The organism is Pantoea sp. SJZ147, assembly GCF_007828605.1.
Lineage (GTDB): Bacteria > Pseudomonadota > Gammaproteobacteria > Enterobacterales > Enterobacteriaceae > Pantoea > Pantoea allii.
On sequence record NZ_VIVB01000003.1, the window covers coordinates 287,034 to 308,128 of the forward strand.

Annotated in this window: 23 protein-coding genes; 9 read left to right on the top strand and 14 right to left on the bottom strand. The window is 53.1% G+C overall.

Annotation, left to right across the window (positions count from 1 at the left end; genetic code table 11):
- Positions 1 to 8: 8 nt before the first annotated feature.
- The 3 genes from FBY13_RS06640 to FBY13_RS06650 all read left to right on the top strand — a co-directional run bounded on the left by FBY13_RS06640 (position 9) and on the right by FBY13_RS06650 (position 3,017).
- Positions 9 to 1,103, top strand: coding sequence for an ABC transporter substrate-binding protein (locus FBY13_RS06640; protein WP_096011916.1), 1,095 nt, complete (start codon positions 9 to 11; stop codon positions 1,101 to 1,103).
- Between the two features lie 524 nt (positions 1,104 to 1,627).
- Entirely contained in the window at positions 1,628 to 2,080 is a 453-nt protein-coding gene (locus tag FBY13_RS06645; RefSeq protein ID WP_063878732.1) for an RcnB family protein, read from the top strand.
- A gap of 106 nt (positions 2,081 to 2,186) precedes the next feature.
- Entirely contained in the window at positions 2,187 to 3,017 is an 831-nt protein-coding gene (locus tag FBY13_RS06650; protein ID WP_096011915.1) for a Cof-type HAD-IIB family hydrolase, read from the top strand.
- Positions 3,018 to 3,083: 66 nt separating this feature from the next.
- Here the strand turns inward: FBY13_RS06650 and FBY13_RS06655 are convergent, their stop codons facing one another.
- Positions 3,084 to 4,232 carry an iron-containing alcohol dehydrogenase gene (locus FBY13_RS06655; RefSeq protein ID WP_063878734.1) on the bottom strand — a complete coding sequence of 383 codons (1,149 nt, stop codon included), beginning with the start codon at positions 4,230 to 4,232 and terminating at the stop codon, positions 3,084 to 3,086.
- Between the two features lie 290 nt (positions 4,233 to 4,522).
- Between FBY13_RS06655 and gntT the strand changes: the two genes are divergently transcribed.
- Positions 4,523 to 5,839 carry a gluconate transporter gene (gntT, locus tag FBY13_RS06660; RefSeq protein ID WP_063878735.1) on the top strand — a complete coding sequence of 439 codons (1,317 nt, stop codon included), beginning with the start codon at positions 4,523 to 4,525 and terminating at the stop codon, positions 5,837 to 5,839.
- 50 nt (positions 5,840 to 5,889) lie between these two features.
- On the opposite strand, the gene FBY13_RS06665 is transcribed toward gntT, so the two are convergent.
- The gene (locus tag FBY13_RS06665; RefSeq protein WP_063878736.1) at positions 5,890 to 6,135 is read right to left on the bottom strand and encodes a hypothetical protein; all 246 of its coding nucleotides are present in this window, start codon (positions 6,133 to 6,135) and stop codon (positions 5,890 to 5,892) included.
- An 882-nt stretch (positions 6,136 to 7,017) separates the two neighbouring features.
- Here FBY13_RS06665 and pagP point away from each other — a divergent pair.
- The 5 genes from pagP to tatE all read left to right on the top strand — a co-directional run bounded on the left by pagP (position 7,018) and on the right by tatE (position 9,932).
- Complete coding sequence (gene pagP / locus FBY13_RS06670) at positions 7,018 to 7,590, top strand: lipid IV(A) palmitoyltransferase PagP (RefSeq protein ID WP_145393791.1); 573 nt, start codon at positions 7,018 to 7,020, stop codon at positions 7,588 to 7,590.
- Between the two features lie 150 nt (positions 7,591 to 7,740).
- Positions 7,741 to 7,950, top strand: coding sequence for a transcription antiterminator/RNA stability regulator CspE (gene cspE, locus FBY13_RS06675; protein WP_006118399.1), 210 nt, complete (start codon positions 7,741 to 7,743; stop codon positions 7,948 to 7,950).
- A 352-nt stretch (positions 7,951 to 8,302) separates the two neighbouring features.
- Positions 8,303 to 8,734, top strand: coding sequence for a GNAT family N-acetyltransferase (locus tag FBY13_RS06680; RefSeq protein ID WP_063878738.1), 432 nt, complete (start codon positions 8,303 to 8,305; stop codon positions 8,732 to 8,734).
- Positions 8,735 to 8,791: 57 nt separating this feature from the next.
- Positions 8,792 to 9,589, top strand: coding sequence for a deaminated glutathione amidase (locus tag FBY13_RS06685; protein ID WP_145393792.1), 798 nt, complete (start codon positions 8,792 to 8,794; stop codon positions 9,587 to 9,589).
- Between the two features lie 139 nt (positions 9,590 to 9,728).
- Positions 9,729 to 9,932 (top strand): twin-arginine translocase subunit TatE, encoded by a 204-nt coding sequence (gene tatE, locus FBY13_RS06690; RefSeq protein ID WP_063878740.1) that lies wholly within the window; start codon positions 9,729 to 9,731, stop codon positions 9,930 to 9,932.
- A gap of 112 nt (positions 9,933 to 10,044) precedes the next feature.
- Here the strand turns inward: tatE and lipA are convergent, their stop codons facing one another.
- The 12 genes from lipA to lptE form a co-directional block, all read right to left on the bottom strand.
- Complete coding sequence (lipA, locus tag FBY13_RS06695; RefSeq protein ID WP_063878741.1) at positions 10,045 to 11,010, bottom strand: lipoyl synthase; 966 nt, start codon at positions 11,008 to 11,010, stop codon at positions 10,045 to 10,047.
- A gap of 174 nt (positions 11,011 to 11,184) precedes the next feature.
- The gene (gene lipB / locus FBY13_RS06700; RefSeq protein WP_063878742.1) at positions 11,185 to 11,838 is read right to left on the bottom strand and encodes a lipoyl(octanoyl) transferase LipB; all 654 of its coding nucleotides are present in this window, start codon (positions 11,836 to 11,838) and stop codon (positions 11,185 to 11,187) included.
- Between the two features lie 191 nt (positions 11,839 to 12,029).
- Positions 12,030 to 12,293 (bottom strand): DUF493 family protein YbeD, encoded by a 264-nt coding sequence (gene ybeD / locus FBY13_RS06705; RefSeq protein WP_006118404.1) that lies wholly within the window; start codon positions 12,291 to 12,293, stop codon positions 12,030 to 12,032.
- A 100-nt stretch (positions 12,294 to 12,393) separates the two neighbouring features.
- On the bottom strand, positions 12,394 to 13,605 hold the full coding sequence (gene dacA, locus FBY13_RS06710) for a D-alanyl-D-alanine carboxypeptidase DacA (RefSeq protein WP_063878743.1): 1,212 nt from the start codon (positions 13,603 to 13,605) through the stop codon (positions 12,394 to 12,396).
- A gap of 131 nt (positions 13,606 to 13,736) precedes the next feature.
- Positions 13,737 to 14,873 carry an endolytic peptidoglycan transglycosylase RlpA gene (rlpA, locus tag FBY13_RS06715; protein ID WP_145393793.1) on the bottom strand — a complete coding sequence of 379 codons (1,137 nt, stop codon included), beginning with the start codon at positions 14,871 to 14,873 and terminating at the stop codon, positions 13,737 to 13,739.
- 10 nt (positions 14,874 to 14,883) lie between these two features.
- Positions 14,884 to 15,996 carry a peptidoglycan glycosyltransferase MrdB gene (mrdB, locus tag FBY13_RS06720; RefSeq protein WP_063881129.1) on the bottom strand — a complete coding sequence of 371 codons (1,113 nt, stop codon included), beginning with the start codon at positions 15,994 to 15,996 and terminating at the stop codon, positions 14,884 to 14,886.
- Between the two features lie 8 nt (positions 15,997 to 16,004).
- The gene (gene mrdA, locus FBY13_RS06725; protein ID WP_145393794.1) at positions 16,005 to 17,909 is read right to left on the bottom strand and encodes a peptidoglycan DD-transpeptidase MrdA; all 1,905 of its coding nucleotides are present in this window, start codon (positions 17,907 to 17,909) and stop codon (positions 16,005 to 16,007) included.
- A gap of 34 nt (positions 17,910 to 17,943) precedes the next feature.
- On the bottom strand, positions 17,944 to 18,414 hold the full coding sequence (gene rlmH / locus FBY13_RS06730; RefSeq protein WP_006118409.1) for a 23S rRNA (pseudouridine(1915)-N(3))-methyltransferase RlmH: 471 nt from the start codon (positions 18,412 to 18,414) through the stop codon (positions 17,944 to 17,946).
- Positions 18,415 to 18,417: 3 nt separating this feature from the next.
- Positions 18,418 to 18,735, bottom strand: coding sequence for a ribosome silencing factor (gene rsfS / locus FBY13_RS06735; protein ID WP_063878746.1), 318 nt, complete (start codon positions 18,733 to 18,735; stop codon positions 18,418 to 18,420).
- A 90-nt stretch (positions 18,736 to 18,825) separates the two neighbouring features.
- Positions 18,826 to 19,467, bottom strand: a complete 642-nt coding sequence (gene nadD / locus FBY13_RS06740) for a nicotinate-nucleotide adenylyltransferase (protein WP_063878747.1) — start codon at positions 19,465 to 19,467, stop codon at positions 18,826 to 18,828.
- Positions 19,460 to 20,491 (bottom strand): DNA polymerase III subunit delta, encoded by a 1,032-nt coding sequence (holA, locus tag FBY13_RS06745; RefSeq protein ID WP_063878748.1) that lies wholly within the window; start codon positions 20,489 to 20,491, stop codon positions 19,460 to 19,462. Before holA ends, nadD begins: the two co-directional genes overlap by 8 nt.
- A complete protein-coding gene (gene lptE / locus FBY13_RS06750) occupies positions 20,488 to 21,087 on the bottom strand; it encodes an LPS assembly lipoprotein LptE (protein ID WP_109717161.1) in 600 nt (199 codons plus the stop codon). Before lptE ends, holA begins: the two co-directional genes overlap by 4 nt.
- Between the last annotated feature and the right edge of the window lie 8 nt (positions 21,088 to 21,095).

Genomic DNA, 21,095 nt, shown 5'->3' on the forward strand with positions numbered 1-21,095 from the left:
TAACAAACATGAAATTCGGTATTTTTGCAGCAACGTTGCTGGCGTCAGCGGTTTGCTCGGCTACCACCTATCCTCTGACCGTCACGGATGTGGATGGGCAGACTATTACGCTGCAGAAAGAGCCTCAGCACATCATTTTACAGGATGGGCGAGATATCATGGCACTGGCGCTGCTGGATCGTAACGATCCTTTTAAACGTGTTGTGGCATGGAACAACCTGCCCAAAAAACAGGACACGCAAACCTGGGCGCTTCTGAAGAAAACCTGGCCACAGGCTGAAAACATTGTGGATATGGGGTTCAACGACCAGGGGCAGGTAAATCTTGAAAGCGTGCTGGCTAAGAAGCCGGACATGATGATTGCGCAGTTACGTGCTAAACCTGCTCTTATGCAGTCTGGTGTTCTGACCACGCTCAAAAGCCTGAATATCCCGGTCGTGTTTGTTGACTACGAACTGCATCCTAAAGAAAACACCGTGCCCGGGATTACCCTGCTGGGTAAAGTGCTGAACCGCGAAGCCGAGGCGAAGGCTTACACCGATTTTTATCAGCAGCACTGGCAGAACCTGCAGAAGGGCATTGACCAGGTAAAAACCAAACCCACCGTTTTTATTGAACCGATAGCCGGTAACAGCGACAGTTGCTGCTTTACCCATAGCCATAGCGGTTGGGGTGGACTGGTTGAAGCGGTAGGCGGCAAAAATATCGGATCAGCGTTGCTGCCGGGTAACGCTGGCTTTGTTTCCCTGGAAAAAATCATCGCCATGAAACCGGATGTTTACATCATGACCGGCTCAAAACGTCCAAACAGCAATGTGCTGCCATTTGGTTACGGGGCGGACAGGAAAGACGTGGCGGCAACCTTTACGACTTTATTAAAGCGCACCGGCTTGTCGCAAATAGAGCCGGTCAAACAGGGACGCACGTACGGTATTTATCACCACTTTTATAACCATCCTTACAACATTATCGGGATGGAGATTCTGGCCAAAGACCTCTACCCAAAACAGTTTAGTCAGCTCGATCCGGTTGCGGATTACCATCAGATCATCCGGCAGTTTACAAAATTACCGGACGCGCCTGTGCTGTTGAGTTACCCGTAATTCTCATCAAGGTCAGGCGCGAATGACGCCTGACCTTGATGGCGCAGACCACGGTATTAACCGCTTTAGCTTGTCTGCCAGTCATATGCACTGGGTTATTTTTCTTAACGATAAAGCGCCTTGTTAAAAATAAGCGTGCCATTTTTCATCGAACTGTCACTAACGCAGCGTTATTATTTCATCGCGACACTGGTGATGTGGTGTTGTCTGCTTTGCTTTTCCCTGATGCATATTAAGGGGCATTTTCCAGTTAACTGGTTTTAAAGACGACTTCCCGATCTGCGGATCGGGGCTTTATTTTTTATTGGCTTTTATGTCACACCTGCCCTGATTTCCTTAATACCCGCAGATCAATACGGTATCTCTGTTTCACGCTTACTGCATGCCTGACGAAAGGATGAAGGCCAGACCGCGCTGGTTTAGAGGCGCTGACTTTTAAGAGTTTTGGTGATTCTTATTTTTTTCTGCCGAGACAATAGTAGTGGTAACGGTGCGTAAGCGCCGTTACCACTGGAGGCAGTACCATGAAAAAAATAAAATCTGGTTTGATTATCGCCCTTTTAGCATACAGCACGATGTACAGCAGCTCCGCTCTGGCACAAGGGCCAGGCGGCCCAGGTGGACCCGACGGGCCGTGGCATCACCCCGGTCGCGGTCCCGACGGCGACGGCCCGCCCGGCCTCGATCGCGATGGGCCTCCCGGCCGTCGGCCAGGCCCAGGCGGACCGCCACCGCCCGATGTGCGCCGTGATTATCACCCGGATCGTTTTGCCTGGCGTGGTCATGAGTTCCGCCGTGGCGGCCCGGCTCCACGGGAATATTGTGGCGAGGATTACCGTATTGACGACTGGCGTGAGCGCGGCCTGAGAGAACCGCCTCCAGGCCAGCACTGGGCCGACATTGACGGTAACTACGTGCTGATTGCCGCCGCAACCGGCATTATTACCTCACTGATACTGAATAACGCCTTTCAGTAGAGACACAGGGATGGCATCGGCCATCCCTTTTTTTTGTGCACCCTGTTGCCCGTTACCAGGCTATTCTGACAGTAAATTCTGAACGTTTACCGGCTAAGGAGTTCTGATGACCACGGTTAAGATGGTGGCTGTTGATATGGATGGCACATTTCTGGATGACAAAAAACAGTACAACCGCTCGCGTTTCCTCGCCTGTTACCACCAGCTCACTCAGCGAAATATCAAATTTGTCGTTGCCAGTGGTAACCAGTATCACCAACTCCGATCGTTTTTTCCTGAAATCGCCAGCGAGATCGCCTTTGTGGCAGAAAACGGCGCATTAATTATCGATCGTGATGAGGAGCTGTTCTGTGGCGCGTTTACGCGTGATGACATAGATGCGGTACTGGATACGTTAAAGAATGGTCACTATCCCGACCTGCGCTATCTGCTTTGCGGGCGTGACAGCGCCTATTATTTTGAAGGAATGGATGAGAAGTGGCTGGTTAAGATGCGACATTATTGCCATCGCCTCCGCCCCATTCGTTCTCTTGATGAGGTTGCCGGGGACAAGATACTTAAGTTTGCGCTTAATCTGTCAGACGATTATGTCGAACCCCTGATGGCAGATATTCAGCGCCTGCATCAAGGTGCGGCGGCGGCCACTTCCAGCGGTCACGGTTCGGTAGATTTAATCGTTCCCGGTCAGCACAAAGCAAACGGCCTGAACCTGCTGGCGCAGCGCTGGGGCATTTCTCACGATCGGGTACTGGCATTCGGTGACGGCGGCAACGATCTGGAGATGCTGGAGCAGTCCGGCTTCAGTTTCGCTATGAGCAATGCCCCGCAGCGGGTAAAAGAGACCGCGCGTTTCCTGGCACCTGCCAACAATGATGAAGGTGTGTTACAGGTCATTGAGCAGATGCTGGCAGGCGAACCGCCCTTTACGCAGGCATAGTGACGGGCACCAGGCTACAAATGTCGAGAGTCAACTGTGCGGGCGGTGGATAAGCCCGCACAAGGACTATGCGCTAACCGGCCAGGCACGAACCATCATGTCGCGCATTTCATCTTTGCTGTAACTCACCAGGCTGTTTTTACTGTTAGCCCGGGCCAGTACCCAGTCGATGTCTGACGGGCTGAGCGCTGGACCGTCCTGCCAGAAAGCCGTAATGGCTGAGCGCTGTAGCCAGGCTTTCAGGTAGTGCGCCGGAGAATCGGTGTGCGCGTCAAAAAGCTGTTGATGCATGTCGGCCATCAACTGACACTGTTGCGGGTGCTGACTGTCTGCCAGATGATCCAGAAACGTAAAGAGCAGTCTTCCGCATACTTCACCGTGGTGGAAGGGCTTAATCGCGCCCAGTTCGCCCGCAATCCCGTGAATGACGCCCAGCCCCGCGCTGCTCAGGCTGATCCCGCCCAGCCAGGACGCCATCATCATCGCTTCACGCGCGCGATCGCCAGCCTCATCTTGCTGATTTTGCGCAGGCCAGCCCTGGATGAACTGACGCAATCCGGTGAGGGCTAACTGGCGGGTGAAGAGGTTGCCCTTGTTGGACAGATAGGCTTCGAACAGGTGGGTAAATGCGTCGATTCCGCAGGTAGCCAGCACCTTGTCGGGGGCGCCTTTCAGCAAATCGGGATCGAGGATGGCGACCTGCGGCACAAATACCGGATGACGCAGCGACGCTTTGATCTGAATATCCCGCTGATCCGTAACAACGGCGTTTTGCGTAACTTCACTGCCGGTGCCCGCCGTGGTAGGGACCGCAATCAGGGGCAATGTGATGGCACTGACCGCCGTATCCCCGACCTTTTCCAGATAGCGTGCTGTCGGTAACGGATGCTGAATCATGGCGCTAAAAGCCTTAGCGGCATCCAGAACGCTGCCACCGCCCACCGCCACGACTCTGTCAACATGACCACGCCAGCGCGCGACCCAGGCATCAATATCGCCGGGTGAGGCTTCGTTATTCACAATCTCATAACCGACAATATGATCGTTGAGCGTAGACTTGAGCCGGGCGTAAGCTTCACCCTGTAAAAATGAACGACCGCAAAAGAGCAGGGTAGCCTGGGGTTGGGCAGCCAGCAGGGGAATCAGCTTATTGAGGCTTCCCCGGCCAAAAAAGGTTTGTTGATTGCTGTACAGCTCACTCAGATTCTCACTCACCAGCGCATCCTTTTATATCTTCGCTAAAATCTGAGTGTAACCAAAAGCCGGCGATCGGCCCCGCGAAACTTTCTTATTCCGTAGAGAGGAAAAGTTGATCGCCTTCGCAAAACGCAAATTCATCCACGGTGGGGTGATGCTTTAACAAGGATGTTACCCTTAACATGTTATCGGTAACAGGGTTTGTCAAAATGTTACTACTTTTGCAGAACCCCGGTTTTACATGTCCTCAGGGACCACGATAACAAAGCGGCACTGAAACAATTCAGGGCATCAGGTGGAGAAAAATTATGCCATTACTCTATGTGGCGATTGGCGTGGCATTACTGTTACTGCTGATGATTCGCTTTAAACTCAATGGCTTTATCGCGCTGATTTTAGTCGCCCTGGCAGTTGGCGTCATGCAGGGCATGCCGGTCAACAAAGTGATTCTTTCGATTAAAAATGGCGTCGGTGGGACGCTGGGCGGCCTGGCGCTGATTATGGGCTTTGGCGCAATGCTCGGTAAGTTGCTGGCCGACTGCGGTGGCGCGCAACGTATCGCGACCACGCTGATCGACAAGTTCGGTACAAGGCACATCCAATGGGCACTGGTGCTGACCGGATTTATTGTGGGTTTTGCTCTGTTCTATGAAGTGGGCTTTGTCTTGATGCTGCCGCTGGTCTTCAGCGTTGCCGCATCGGCACGCGTACCGCTGCTGTTTGTCGGCGTCCCTATGGCGGCGGCATTGTCCGTGACCCATGGTTTTCTCCCGCCTCATCCCGGCCCCACGGCAATTGCCACGCTGTTTAATGCCGATATGGGCAAAACACTGCTGTTTGGAACCTTACTGGGCATCCCAACGGTGATTCTCGCCGGGCCAGTTTATGCACGTTTCCTGAAAGGAATTGATAAACCTATTCCAGAAGGGCTTTATAACCCCAAAACGTTTAGCGAAGCGGAAATGCCCAGCTTTGGCGTCAGCGTCTGGACATCCCTTGTTCCCGTCGTCCTGATGGCGCTGCGTGCGGTAGCCGAAATGGTGTTGCCCAAAGGCCATGCGTTGTTGCCTTATGCCGAGTTCTTTGGCGATCCCATTATGGCGACGCTGATTGCCGTGCTGATTGCGATTTTCACTTTTGGTCTGAACCGTGGACGCAGCATGGAACAGGTGATGGATACGCTAAGCGACTCCATCAAAATTATCGCGATGATGCTGCTGATTATCGGTGGCGGCGGTGCCTTCAAGCAGGTTCTGGTAGACAGCGGCGTGGATAAATACATTGCCAATATGATGCATGCCACCAATCTGTCTCCGCTGTTTATGGCCTGGTCTATTGCTGCCGTGCTGCGCATTGCCCTGGGTTCTGCAACCGTGGCGGCGATTACCGCAGGGGGGATTGTGGCACCGTTGATTGCAACCAGCGGGGCGAGCCCGGAGTTAATGGTGATCGCTGTGGGTTCTGGCAGCGTGATTTTTTCACACGTGAATGACCCCGGTTTCTGGTTGTTTAAAGAGTATTTCAACCTGACGATTGGCGAAACTATTCGGTCATGGTCGGCACTGGAAACCATTATTTCGGTATGTGGTTTGGTGGGATGCTTACTGCTTTCCTACGTGGTGTAAGGGTGCCTGCATAAAGCAGTAGGGCCGCGCAGGACCGGCGGCCCGTACCGTTAATCTGAATCTTCAAATCCCGCTTTTACCATCTGTTCTCGCAATGCGCGGGCAATTTCACGGTTACCGCCGGTCACCGGATAAATCACGTTATTAACGACATCGTCAAGATAGTGCACCGCAAACTCCTGTCGGGTAAGTTGCGTGCCGCCTTCATCATTGATGGCGAAAAAACCTTTGATTTGATCACCGCTGTATTTTGCCTTGAGGCTATAGCGGCCCATACTGGTATTTATGCTACTCATAAGGTCTCTCCCTGCTTTGCATTTTTAGTGTCAAAACCGACGAGTTGTCTTGTCCGCATAAATTTTAGCCAGGATTAATCCGCAAAACGAAGCGGCAAGGCAGGTAAAAACCTGCTATGCGATGCTTCTCACAGAAAATAACCATTAAAGCTGAATGTTGCTTCGATGGATGAGATCGCAATAAGCAAAAAGCACAGCCTCAAATCTTGCCTATACTGTTATGGGAATGTTTTTTTAGGTTAAGGGAGAGGAAATGAAAATAATTCTGTGGATTATCGCCATTATTTTTATCGTGGGACTACTGACCCTGACAGGGGTATTTAAACTGATTTTCTGATTCTATGGGCACCTCAACGGTGCCCAAATCCTTTCTGACCCCCCTTGTCGCATCAACCCGCGCTATTTATCCTCTTCCCTGTAAGCCTGTAAGCCTGTAAGCCTGTAAGCCTGTAAGTTCTACCTTCATCGCTATCTCTCTGGCGTCTTTGCTCGTCAGCCGCGTCTACACAGGTTCGTCCCTGATCTAATAATTTACATCAAAAACTATTAATTATTTCTTTATTAATCGAGTGATTAAACGGCGTTTATTCGTGCGCCGATTGCGCCCGTTTTTTGTTTTTTAGCGGGCACAGCGCGCAACTGGTGGCGTTTAATAAAGGCAGGATAATCACCTCATTTAGCGAGAATATGGCAAGTGCTGGTTGTTTGGCTCTGGTTCATCTTCCCTGTTTTAAAATCCCTCACGCTTTAGCTCGTTAAGCATAACGACATGCCGAACAGACTCCAGAAGGGTTTCGCTCTCTCTGCTGCAGGCGGGTTTTTACGTTGTTGTTTTCAGTATGGAACGCTGGATTTAGCCAATACAATAAAGGTAATACCGAAGTGAACAGGTCTTTTATCGCACGCTTATCAGCGCCCTTACTGGCGTTATTTTTTTCATTTTCTCTCCAGGCGGCCATGCTCACCCAGCAGATAAAATCGGGCTGGGACACTTTCACTGATAATGTCCAGCAAACCTGGCAACAGCCTGACTCCATTGATGTTTATGTGCCCGCCATCACCTGGCATAACCGCTGGACGTATGATGATGAGCATATCCACAGATATAACGAACGTCCCTGGGGAGCGGGTGGTGGGGTTTCACGTTACGATGAGAAAGGTAACTGGCACGGCCTTTACCTGATGGCGTTTAAAGATTCCTTTAACAAGTGGGAACCCTTTGGCGGCTATGGCTGGGAAGCAACCTGGCGACCACTGGCGGATCAGAATTTTCACTATGGTTTGGGCTTTACCGCTGGCATCACGGCGAGGAATAACTGGGGATACTATCCTGTGCCGGCTTTATTGCCGTTAGCATCCATAGGTTATGGGCCGGTTAATTTTCAAATGACTTATATTCCAGGCACTTACAACAACGGTAACGTGTATTTTGCCTGGCTGCGCTGGCAGTTTTAAGCCTCAGAACCCCTGAATAAGTCACTAAAGGGAAAATAATAGCGATATTTATCACTTTTTCATCAATTCAGGCTGGACAAAACCCTCAGCAATTGCTGTACTAGATGGCGACACAGTTTAGTGTCCATTTTTCATGTAAAGGTAATATAGATGTCTAAGATTAAAGGTAACGTTAAGTGGTTTAATGAATCTAAAGGATTCGGTTTCATTACTCCTGAAGATGGCAGCAAAGATGTATTCGTACACTTCTCTGCGATCCAGAGCAATGGCTTCAAAACTCTGGCTGAAGGTCAGCGTGTAGAGTTTGAAATCACTGACGGCGCAAAAGGCCCATCTGCTGCTAACGTTATCAGTCTGTAAGTTAACAGTCAGAATTCTAAAAACCCGCCTTCTGGCGGGTTTTTTTATGGCTGCACGCAACCACACCGTTGGTTTTCAGCCCAGCCTCAGGCGGAACACTTACACAATGGCTTCGCTCTTATCCCACCGCACTTCCCCTCGCATCATCACGTTCTCGCGTTAACCCGGGCCGCACCTGGTTCTACTGCTACATCGGACTCAGGCCCATTCTGCAGCGCCACAACGACTGGCAAACTGCGGAGCGAGTCACAGATAATCCCCGTAACATAATCATAACAACTCTCAGGAGCAGCATTTTACGGCGTCTCGGGTTATAACTGACTCTCCGCATCGCAGATAAAGAGGTGACAGGATGAATATTCGTCCAGCTCAGGCGAAGGACAGCTTCGTGTTGAGCGCGTTGTTAAGTGAACTTGGTTATGGCGGTACAGAGCATTTTATTGAGCAACGCCTTGCTCAACTGATGACCGATCCGAATGAAAAGCTGCTGGTTGCAGAGCACGGCAATCAGGTGCTGGGATTTATCTCTCTTCATTTTATTCCTCAGCTGGCGCTGGCGGGCGATTTTGCTCGCATCAGCTACGTGTGCATTGCCGAAGGTGAGCGTAGCAAAGGCGTCGGACAGAAACTCTTGCAGCACGCAGAAGCGCTGGCGGCTCAGCACGGCTGTGATCGCATGGAAGTGCACTGTCATGCCTCGCGCCTCAAAGCAAACCAGTTTTATGGCCGTGAAGGTTATGTTGAATCGCCACGCTATCATGTGAAAGCATTACAGCCTCTGTAAGATGACAGGCTCACCATTGGGCTCACAGAGCGACACGGCGTCGCTGGAGAAGGGATAATGAAAGTCGCGCTAGGGCAATTTGCAGTTAAGCGTGAATGGCAGGAAAACGCCACAACCTGCCTGAGCATGATGGATCAGGCCAGCCGTGCTGATGCCGACCTGTTAGTCCTGCCTGAGGCGGTGCTGGCCAGTGACATCACAAACCCCGATTTAATTCTGGAAGCCGCACAGCCGCTGAATGGACCATTCCTGTCGCAATTGCTGGTCGCCAGTAAGGGCACCAGACTGACGACGGTCCTGGGAATGCATGTGCCCGGTAATAGCCATAAAGTCTTTAACGTGCTGGTGGTGATTCGCGACGGGAAGCTCGTGGCAGAGTATCGCAAGCTGCATCTCTACGATGCCTTTGCCATGCAGGAATCAACGCGCGTTGAAGCGGGTGAACAGGTTCCACCTCTGGTGGAAGTGGCGGGCATGAAAGTAGGGCTGATGACCTGTTACGATGTGCGTTTTCCTGAGCTGGCACGGCGGCTTGTGCTGGATGGTGCCGACGTGCTGGTCTTACCTTCAGCCTGGGTCAAAGGGCCGTTAAAAGAGATGCACTGGGATTTACTTACCCGCACGCGTGCGCTGGAAAATACCTGTTATGTGGTCGCCGTCGGAGAGTGCGGGACGCGTAATATTGGCAACAGCATGGTGGTTGATCCGCTGGGTGTGCCAATAAGCCGTGCGGCCGAATCTCACGCACTGATCTTCGCCGAGCTTGACCCGCAAAGAATCGCCACGGCACGCGCAATGTTACCGGTGCTGGATAACCGCCGGTTTAGTCGGCCTGAACTGGATGCGTCGCGCTAAGCGTTATTCGGCAGGACGGGGCCTGGGACCTGAAGGAGGGCCACCGCGATCTTACTCTGTTACAGATTACGCTTGAGGTTAGGGCTAAACTGCGCCTAAATAGGGGTTACCGTTATTCGCCAGATTATAAAGGTTAAATATGGAAGGTATCAGTATTGCCAAGCTGCTGATTATCGGTGCGCTTATCGTACTGCTTTTCGGCACCAATAAGTTACGTTCTCTGGGTGGCGATCTGGGTTCTGCAATCAAAGGCTTTAAAAAGGCCATGAAAGACGAAGATTCCAGTGCAGCACGCACCACAGCGGAAGAAACACCTGCAGAACGCGTTTCTCACAAAGACTAATGCCACGTCAGTTTTAGAAAAGTGTTAATTTTTATTTCTGACCGCAGTAAAAAAAACCAGATTGCGGACAATCTGGTTTTTTTGTTTTTTAATGACGGCGGTTGAGCGAACGCTATTTGACTTCCAGGCCTTTTGCCTGCATATCGGCGTGGTAAGACGAGCGGACAAAAGGACCACAGGCCGCATGGGTAAAGCCCATCGCCATCGCCTCTTCTTTCATCTCATCAAATTCCGCTGGACTGACATAGCGCTGAACGGGCAGATGGTGACGGCTGGGCTGCAGATACTGACCCAGCGTTAACATCGTCACACCGTGACGACGCAGGTCGCGCATCACCTCAACGATTTCAGCGTTGGTTTCACCCAGACCCACCATCAAACCGGATTTCGTCGGCACCTCTGGATGGGCTTCTTTAAAGCGCTCCAGCAGTTTCAGCGACCATTCATAGTTTGCGCCCGGACGCACCTGGCGATACACGCGCGGCACGTTTTCAAGGTTGTGGTTAAACACATCCGGCGGAGTTGCAGTCAGAATCTCAAGCGCACGATCCATACGACCACGGAAGTCAGGCACCAGGGTTTCAATTTTAATGCTGGGGCTTTTTTCCCGGATAGCGGTGATACAGTCGGCAAAATGCTGCGCGCCGCCATCACGCAGATCGTCACGATCCACCGAGGTGATAACGACATAGCGCAGGGCCATATCGGCGATGGTTTGGGCGAGTTTACCCGGCTCGTTCGCATCAGGCGCGTTAGGACGACCGTGTGCAACATCGCAGAACGGGCAGCGACGGGTACAGATTGCGCCCAGGATCATAAAGGTCGCCGTACCGTGGTTAAAACATTCGGCAAGGTTAGGGCAGGAGGCTTCTTCACAAACGGAGTGGAGTCCGTTTTTACGCATTGCCGCTTTTATGCCCTGAATACGACTGGAGTCCGCAGGCAGTTTGATTTTCATCCACTCCGGCTTGCGTAAAATCTCTTGCCGGTCGACGGCCACGGTTTTCACCGGGATCAGCGCCATTTTGTCTGCGTCACGATATTTGACGCCGCGTTCCATCTGAATTGGTTTACTCATAAATCAGCAGGTTCCGGTCGGATTGCGATTTGAAAGCTGTCTCACTCAACCCGAGAAGGCGGCTTTCAACTTTATTTGAAAAAAGTGCAAAAATTATATCATCTCATCGACCAGGAAGCAGCCAAAGACAGAGCCGATAAGTTACATATTTGTAAATACGCATTCACAGTTAATTCAGTCCGTGGTCTTAACCGGGTGCCATTCGACCTGTTGATAACCCAGCTGCTGGGCAAACGTCTCCGCCAGCAACGGCTGGACATCGGCGAGCGTGACCTCAGGCCGAAAGTGTTGCAACTGCGTCATGTTCATTCCGGCATAGCCACAAGGATTGATACGTAAAAAAGGTGACAAGTCCATCGCCACGTTTAACGCCAGTCCGTGAAAAGAACAGCCCTTACGAATACGCAGTCCCAGCGAGCAGATTTTCTCGTCACCCACATAGACGCCAGGCGCATCGGGACGGGCTCGGGCAGCCACGCCAAAGCGCGCCAGCACGGCAATCACGGTTTCCTCTAAGGCGGTAACCAACTGACGCACACCGGTTTTGCGGCGTTTAACATCAATCAGTACGTACATAACCTGTTGTCCGGGGCCGTGGTAGGTCACCTGACCGCCTCTGTCGCTCTGTACCACCGGAATATCGCCGGGCATCAGCAGGTGCTCGGCTTTTCCTGCCTGGCCCTGAGTAAATACCGGGTAATGTTCAACCAGCCAGACTTCATCCCGGCTTTCGGCAGTGCGCTGGTCGGTATAGTGGTGCATGGCGTCTGAGGTCGATTGCCAGTCACATAAACCAAACTGGCGAATAAGAAGCGTGTCAGCTGACAAAACGAGTATCCGTTAAAAGGCGAGAGGCTGAGTATAACGCTGGCGGCGCTGAAGTTAAACGCCTTCGCGATGAGGCGGTTATCGCGGTGCAGAGAGATTGAGGGTGGGATCGGTGCTGGCATATCGCCAGCCAATAAAAACGGGTCAGTGCGTTACCCGCAGCCTGACCCGTTTACCCTTTTTTGAGGAGGTTACAGCACCATCCGCACGATTTCGATTTTGCCCAGTTCTTCATACAGGGTTTCAACCTGTTCGATATGGGTGGCGTTGATCGTGACGTTGACCGAGTGATAGTTACCTTTGCTGCTCGGTTTCACTTCTGGGCTGTAATCGCCGGGTGCATGGCGTTGCACTACCTCAAGCACCAAATCAACCAGCTCCGGCTGTGCCAGCCCCATCACTTTGTAGGTAAATGGGGTCGGGAATTCGAGCAGTTCATTCAGTTTGGTTTTCATAATCACTCCGGTACATAAAAAACAGGCTCCCGCCGAAGCGGGAGCATCATATTAACCTGTAATGGGGGCAAGGTGGCGGTTTTTCAACCGCCCTGCGCCATTAACCGAACCAGTGATGGAACATCAGTTTGATGTAGTCAACGATACGGCTGAAGAAACCGCCTTCAGAAACTTCGTTCAACACCACCAGAGGACGCTGATCGATCGTTTTGCCATCCAACTGGAAATTGATACTGCCTACCACCTGATTTTTCTTCAGCGGTGCATGCAGTTCAGTATTGGTCAGCACATAGCTGGCTTTCAGATCTTTCATGCGGCCGCGCGGAATCGTCAGATAAGCATCTTTCTCAACGCCCAGCTGTACGCGATCGCTGTTACCAAACCATACCGGTTCAGAAGCAAACTCTTTTCCGGCTTTCAGCGGCGCGACGGTTTCAAAGAAGCGGAAGCCCCAGGTCAGCAGCTTTTTACTTTCGGTTTCGCGGCCCTTATAGGTATGACCGCCCATCACGGCTGAGATCAGACGCATCTGGCCTTCTGTCGCCGAGGCGACCAGGTTATAACCTGCTGCCGCGGTATGGCCGGTTTTGATGCCATCGACCGTCAAACTGGTATCCCACAGCAGACCGTTACGGTTCATCTGACGGATGTTGTTAAAGGTAAACTCTTTCTCTTTATAAACCGCGTACTCTTCCGGCACATCACGGATCAGCGCCTGGCCGATCAGCGCCATGTCACGTGCCGAGCTGTACTGTCCTTCCGCATCCAGACCATGAACCGTCTGGAAATGGGTGTTTTGCAGACCCAGCGCTTTGACGTAGTTGTTCATCAGGCCAACAAAAGCATCCTGGCTGCCGGCGACATAGTCCGCCATCGCTACGCAGGCATCGTTACCAGACTGCAATACGATGCCACGGGTGAGCTGAGAAACCGGTACCCGGTCGCCTGGTTTCAGGAACATTAACGATGAACCCTTGAACACCGGATTGCCGGTTGCCCACGCATCCTGACCCACAGTAACGATGTCGTCCTGATGGATCTTTCCGGCTTTCACTGCCTGACCGATAACGTAGCTGGTCATCATCTTCGTCAGGCTGGCTGGGTCGCGACGGGCGTCCGCGTTTTTCTCTGCCAGCACTTTTCCTGAGTTGTAGTCGATGAGAACGTAGGCTTCGGCATCAATGTCCGGTACGCCCGGAATCATGGTCTTGAGATTAACATCATCAGCGATAGCAACATGGCTGAGAGAGAAAGCGATCAGTGATCCCACTGTCAGGCGTTTTAACAAACGAGAAGGTTTCAGCGTGTTCATGTGTGGGACGACAACATCCATGGGTTTAGGGTTTAAAAAAGTCACTCATCATAACAAATGCCTGATTTACAGGCATCCGGCTTAATGACTGGGTTGTTAGCAGACGTTACCAATCAGAGCATCCCTGTCGGTTAACGGCCTGCTGTGGTCACGAAGGCCGCGCTCTGGCCTTCATTGCTCAGGCGTTGCTGTAAAGCAACGGCTTCAGCACGGGTTTTATAACCACCAAGTTGTACGCGGTAGACATTGCCTGCATTTTCCACTGCACCGGGGACACCGAAGCGCTGGCGCAGACTGGCGAGCAACTGCCGGGCACGTGCAGCATCATTAATGGCACTGACCTGAACCACATAGCCTGAAAGCGATGATCCGCCCTGAGTCGCGGGTGCCGGGTGAGAGGTCGCGGCACTGGCCGCAATCGGTGCTGTGGCTGCCGGAGCCGCTGCAGCAGGTGCGCTGGCGGCAGGCTCGCTACCTTCCAGCACGCCGCTCGCTAACGGCTGCGGGGCACCCAGAAAACCGCCGCTCTGCACTGGTGCGCCCATGGCATCATGACTTTGCAGGGTGGCATTGCTCACCGGCGAGACATCCTGCGCATCGGGTTCAGACATCGGCGCTGTCTGCTGCTGACTGCCCCCGTTCATCACGGGTGGGCTGCTCATGACCGGGCCGTTCAAATCGGGACGCGAAGGCAGGGCATAGCTCTGTTTGGCGACCACGGTGCCGATGGTGCCGGGACCGGAGAGCGTGCCGTCTGGCGCGACGCTGATGTAATCAACGCGCACGCGGGAATTATTGGAGATGTTCAGGCGATCACCCGCGGCACGAGACAGATCGATAATGCGCCCCGGCGTATAAGGGCCGCGATCGTTAACGCGCACGACAATCTGACGTCCGTTTGCCAGGTTAGTGACGCGCACATAGCTTGGCAGAGGAAGCGTCGGGTGGGCGGCGGTCAGGGCATCGGGATCAAAGGTTTCCCCCGTCGCAGTGCGATTACCCTGCGCTTCTTCACCGTACCAGGTGGCCAGACCCACTTCGCTGTAGTTGGCCGGATTTTTAATGATGCGGTAGTTTTTACCGTTGACGCTGTAGTCCTGATTGGTCGACGGATTGACCGGCTCATAACGAGGCTCAACGCCAGGAATTTCAACCACCGGGCCGTTATAGGCAGGCTGGGGTGGCGCACTTTGTTGTTGCGGTTCCTGGGTAGAACATGCAGCTAAAACCAATGAAGCCAATAAAACGCCAAGCCAGTCCTTACGCATCTGCGACCTCTTAAACACTTTTAGATAACATTTTTCGGTGTGTGTGGATCGACATGACGATGCCAAATCCTGCCATAAGTACAATAAGCGCCGATCCGCCGTAACTGACCAGCGGCAGTGGAACGCCAACCACCGGTAAGATACCACTAACCATGCCAATGTTAACGAAAACATAGACGAATAAAATCAACATTAACCCCCCGGCCATCACGCGGCCAAAGGTCGTCTGTGCACGGGCAGCCACAATCAGTCCGCGCATAATTAACAGCAGATACAGCACCAGCAGCACCAGTACGCCTACCAGTCCCAGCTCTTCGGCCAGCACGGCAAAAATAAAGTCGGTATGGCGTTCCGGTAAGAACTCAAGCTGTGACTGGGTTCCATGCAACCAGCCCTTACCGCGCAAGCCGCCAGAGCCGATGGCAATTTTCGACTGAATGATGTGATAACCCGCGCCAAGCGGATCGGTCTCGGGATCGAGCAGCATCATCACGCGGTCGCGCTGATAATCATGCATCAGGAAGAACCACAGAATGGGAATAAAGGCTGCAACCAGCAGTACGGCGATACCAATCAGTTTCCAGCTCATCCCGGACAGGAACAGCACAAACAAACCCGATGCCGCCACCAGAATAGAGGTACCAAGGTCAGGCTGCGCCGCGACTAACAGGGTAGGAAGAAAGATCAGCACCAGCGCAATCGCGGTGTTTTTTAACGTCGGCGGGCACACGTCGCGGTTGATAAAGCGGGCCACCATCAAGGGAACTGCGATTTTGGCAATTTCAGAGGGCTGAAAGCGGACAAAACCCAAATCCAGCCAACGCTGGGCGCCTTTACTGATTTGCCCAAAGGCATCCACGGCAACGAGCAGGATGACACAGACAATATACAAATAGGGGGCCCAACCTTCGTACACCCGGGGCGGAACCTGTGCCAGTACCAACATGATAACCAATCCCATGGCGATCTGACCCAGCTTACGCTCCATCATGCCGGGGTCCTGACCGCTGGCACTCCAGATAACAATGGCGCTAAAGGTCAGCAGCGCGAGGATAATCAGCATAAAGAGCGGATCAATGTGCATGCGCATCCAGATTGTCCGCTTCTGCGGGCTGTCATTCATCGACATGATTATTCACCTTCATAGCCTGGCGGTGTAGGAGCCGCATCTGGCAGGACAGTATTATTGTCACCTAACATTATGTGATCCAGTATCTGACGCATTACCGTACCCACGGCAGGTCCGGCCCCACCGTTTTCCAGAATCATCGTCACGGCAACACGCGGTTTATCATAAGGCGCAAATGCGGTCATCAGCTTATGGTCACGCAGGCGTTCTGCGATTTTATGCGCGTTATAGGTTTCGTTCTCTTTCAGGCCAAAGACCTGAGCCGTACCTGATTTGGCGGCAATTTTGTAAGGCGCATCGGCAAAGCTTTTGTGGGCCGTACCGTTAGGGCGATTGGCAACGCCATACATGCCGTCTTTGGCAATTTCCCAATAGCCTGAATGGATGTCACCAATCGGTTGGGAAGGGGGCTGACGGTAAGGCACCAGGGTGCGGCCCTCGCGGGTAGCGCGCAGCATATGCGGCACTTTGATAACCCCGTCATTGATGAGAATCATCATCGCTTTATTCATCTGCAGCGGTGTTGCCGTCCAGTACCCCTGACCGATACCGACAGGAATGGTATCCCCCTGATACCAGGGCTTTTTAAAGCGGCGCATCTTCCAGTCGCGCGTCGGCATATTGCCCGCACTCTCCTGCGGTAAATCAATCCCCGTACGCGATCCATAGCCGAATTTGGTCATCCATTCGGACAGACGATCGATGCCCATGTCATAGGCAACCTGATAAAAGAACGTATCCGCAGACTCTTCGAGCGAGCGGGTGACGTTCAGACGACCGTGGCCCCATTTTTTCCAGTCCCGATAGCGCTTCTCGGAGCCGGGCAGTTGCCACCAGCCGGGATCGAACAGGCTGGTATTTCGATTGATGACGCCAGCGCTGAGCGCGGACACGGCGACATAAGGTTTAACCGTTGAGGCAGGCGGATAGGCGGCCTGGATGGCGCGGTTATACAGCGGACGGTTCTCATCTTCCAGCAATCCGCGATAGTCTTTGCTGGAGATGCCGTCAACGAACAGGTTCGGATCGTAGCTGGGCGTTGACACCATCGCCAGGATTTCCCCGGTGCGGGGATCGCTCACTACCACGGCGGCACGGCTACCGGCTAACAGCGTTTCAATGTACTGCTGCAGTTTCAGATCAATGGTCAGATAGATATCGCGCCCGGCCTGCGGGGATTGCTCGTGCAACTGACGGATCACCCGGCCACGGTTGTTTACCTCAACCTCTTCATAACCGGTTTTACCGTGAAGCAGGTCTTCGTAATAGGCTTCGATACCGAGTTTACCGATATCGTGCGTAGCCGCATAGTTTGGCCATTTCCCTTCTTTATCCAGACGCGACACATCCCGATCGTTGATTTTCGAGACATAGCCCACAACATGGGTCAGGGTTTGTCCAAAGGGATAGTAGCGGCGCTGATAGCCTTTGACTTCTACGCCGGGGAAGCGGTACTGGTTCACGGCAAAGCGCGCAACCTGCACCTCATTAAGGCCGGTTTTTACCGGGATAGAGGTAAAGCGACGTGAGCGCTTACGCTCTTTTTCAAACGCCTCAATATCGTCATCGGTGAGGTCGAGCACCGGGCGCAAATTTTGCAGCGTTTGTTTGAGATCGTCGACCTTTTCCGGCACCAGCTCGGCCTGATAAATCGTACGGTTCAGGGCCAGTGGCGTACCGGTACGGTCATAAATAATGCCGCGGCTGGGCGCAACCGGCACCAGCTTTATACGGTTTTCATTTGACCGGGTACTGTAGTCGTCGAAACGGAGAATCTGCAGATGATAGAGATTGACCACCAGCACGGAGGAGAGCAGTAAGATGCCGACAAAAGCGATAAAAGCCCTGCGGACAAAGACTTTTTGTTCGGCGCTGTAATCGCGAAAGGCGTTGCTTTGTAATTTCATCCGCTACTTGTAATGTCTGGAGTGAGCTTATCGGTTATTCACGATGATAAGGATGATTTGTCGTAATGCTCCATGCACGATAAAGGCTCTCTGCAACCAGCACGCGCACCAGCGGATGAGGCAACGTTAACGCCGAGAGAGACCAACTCTGTTCCGCCGCCGCTTTACAGGCTGGCGCTAATCCTTCAGGGCCGCCAATCAGCAGGCTGACATCACGTCCATCCTGCTTCCAGCGCTCCAGCTGCTGCGCCAACTGCGGGGTTTCCCAGGGCTGTCCGGGAATATCCAGCGTCACTATGCGGTTGCCTTTACCTGTCGCTGCCAGCATCGCTTCGCCTTCCTTTTCCAGAATGCGTTTGATGTCGGCATTTTTCCCTCGTTTACCCGCAGGCACTTCCGTTAATTCAAACGGCATGTCTTTGGGAAAACGACGCAGGTATTCCATAAAACCGGTCTGAACCCAGTCAGGCATTTTGGTACCGACGGCAACAAGCTGCAATTTCACCGCTTAACCCCAGAGCTTTTCCAGTTCATACAACTGACGGCTCTCTTCCTGCATCACGTGCACAATCACTTCACCGAGATCCACAACGACCCAGTCGGCGGCCGTTTTGCCTTCCACGCCCAGTGGCATCAGACCGGCAGCACGGGATTCCTGCTCGACGTGTTCTGCGATAGAGGTCACGTGACGAGTGGAGGTACCGGTACAGATGATCATGAAATCAGTGATGCTCGATTTACCCTGTACGTCGAGGGTAACGATGTCCTGACCTTTCAAATCATCAATCTTATCAACAACGAACTCTTGGAGTGCTTTACCTTGCAAAAGGTTCCCCTTTAAAACTGGATGAGAGCGGGCTGGCTGAAACCCGGAAGACAGCCGAAAAATTTAGCGGCGCAGTATATCACGCCCATATCAGTCGCGATATAAGCCGGCGCGGTCTATGTAGGTAATCACGGAGGCGGGCAGTAAATCGTCACAGGCGAGATGTTGATGGCGACGCTGCCTGATCTCGGTGGCAGAGATGGCATACAGCGGGGTTTCTGCCAGCCAGATCGCCCCAGCCGGGCGTTGCCTGAGCTGTTGGCTGTCCTGAATGACGTGGCGATCCAGCCAGCGCTGCATGTCTGGCGACGCCATTTCCGTCGGATAGCCTGGCCGCTTACACACTAGAAGATGGCACAGGCTGAGCAGGTCCTGCCAGCGGTGCCATTTGTTCAGCGACAGCAGGGAGTCCTGACCGATAATAAAGCCCAGCGGTTGTTCGCCCCGTTCGGCCCGCAGCGCTTCTAAGGTGTCCACCGTCCATGAAGGCGTATCACGTTGTAATTCCCGCGTATCAATGTCAAAAAGTGGCAGCGTTTTTATGGCGCACTCAAGCATTTCAACCCGCTGTTGCGGGCTGGCTTCGGGCTGTGGCCGGTGCGGTGGCACATTATTGGGCAGCAGGGTAACCCGGGACAGGCCAATCTGTTCGGCCAGTTTTTCTACCGGGCGGAGATGACCAAAATGAACCGGATCGAAGGTGCCGCCAAACAGGGCATGTAAGTCAGACATGGGCAAGGCTCGCAGGGAACGCGCGATTCGCGATCAGCATTGACAGCGTCTGCAACTGTGGCCAGACCGATTGACCATAATCCTGTTTCAGCGTGATCTCGATTTGCATCAACAAGTGAATAGCCTGCTGTAATCGCGCTGCATCCAGGCGTTGCAGTGCCTCGGTAAACAGGTTGCGGCGATTCTGCCAGATACGCTGCTGATCCATGAGTGTACGCAGCGGCTGTTGTGACTGATGGCGCTGCAGATGCAACAGGGTCAGCAAATCGCGCTGCAGGGTGCGCAGTAATATCGCGACTTCGCTCTCTTCTCTTTCAAGCTGCTGCAGAATATGCAGTGCGCGTCGGCTTTTGCCGCCAAGCAGCGCATCAACCCAGTGATAAGGGGTAAAGTGAGCGGCATCGCTGACGGCGGCTTCAACGCGTGGCAGCGTTAGTTTGCCATCGGGCCACTGCAGTGACAGTCGTTCAAGCGCCTGGGACAACGCCAGCAGGTTACCTTCATAGCAGTAGCAGAGTAGCTGGACGGCAGCATCATCGATGTCGAGCTTAAGGGCTTTTGCACGGCTGGCGACCCAGCGAGGGAGCTGAGCCTGTTCTGGCGTCTGGCAGGGGACCAGCACGGCATGGGCCGAAAGCGTTTTAAACCAGGCGCTGTTTTCCTGGGCTTTGCTGAGTTTTGCCATTCGGCAAATCAGTAGAATATCGGCGTGGAGCAGCGGGGCCAGCTTGATGAGTTGCTCCGCGATAGCCGCATTCGGTCCATTTTCAGGAAACTGTAACGTCAGCGTCTGGCGTTGAGCAAACAGGCTCATTGACTGACAGCTAACAAACAGGCTGTCCCAGTCCGTTTGCGCATCGAGCGTAAAACTCAGATGCTCTTCAAAACCCTGCGCCACGGCGCTGGCACGAATCGCATCTGCACTTTCCTGCAACAGCAAGGGTTCATTACCGGTTAATAAATAACAGGCGCGCAGCCCCTCACGGAGCTGCGCGCTGAGTTGTTCCGGGTAAATCCTGATCATTGCGGCATTTGCGTGGCGGAAGAAGAAACCTCCGCAGCAGGTTGAACCGGTTTGGAAACCGTCGATTTGGACGACATTTGCTGAGATTCCATCTGCGCAGCATGAACAGTAAGCAGCTTACGCACCAACTGTTCGCCTGCGCGCTGGCGCATCTCCTGAATAATCATGTCCTGCTCAGCGTCTTTCGCCAGTGCCGCGTTCGGGTTATCAAAGAACGAGCGGTAAACGGTTGCACTGATAGGGTAGATCCCTTTATTCGGGATCAGCACCTGAGCAGAGACCGTCATCGTCAATTGATACTCAGCTGTTGTACCGCTGATAAATACGGAGGCGGTACTACGGCTTTGTCCTTCTCCGCCAAGACGTAGCGTTGGCACGGTCATGCTGTTTTTCTGCGTAGTTTCAACAATATTCACGTTGTTGAGACGCAACTGCTGACGTACGGTACGCGCCAGAGGGCCGTAAGGGTCACCACTGTCTAAAACCAGCGTTCTCAGTTCGGTTGGCACCTGAGTGGTGCCGCGCGGATGAAAACCACAGCCAGCGGTGATGACCACCGCCAGCATGACAAACAACCTGATAATCGGATGTCGCACAGTTCCTC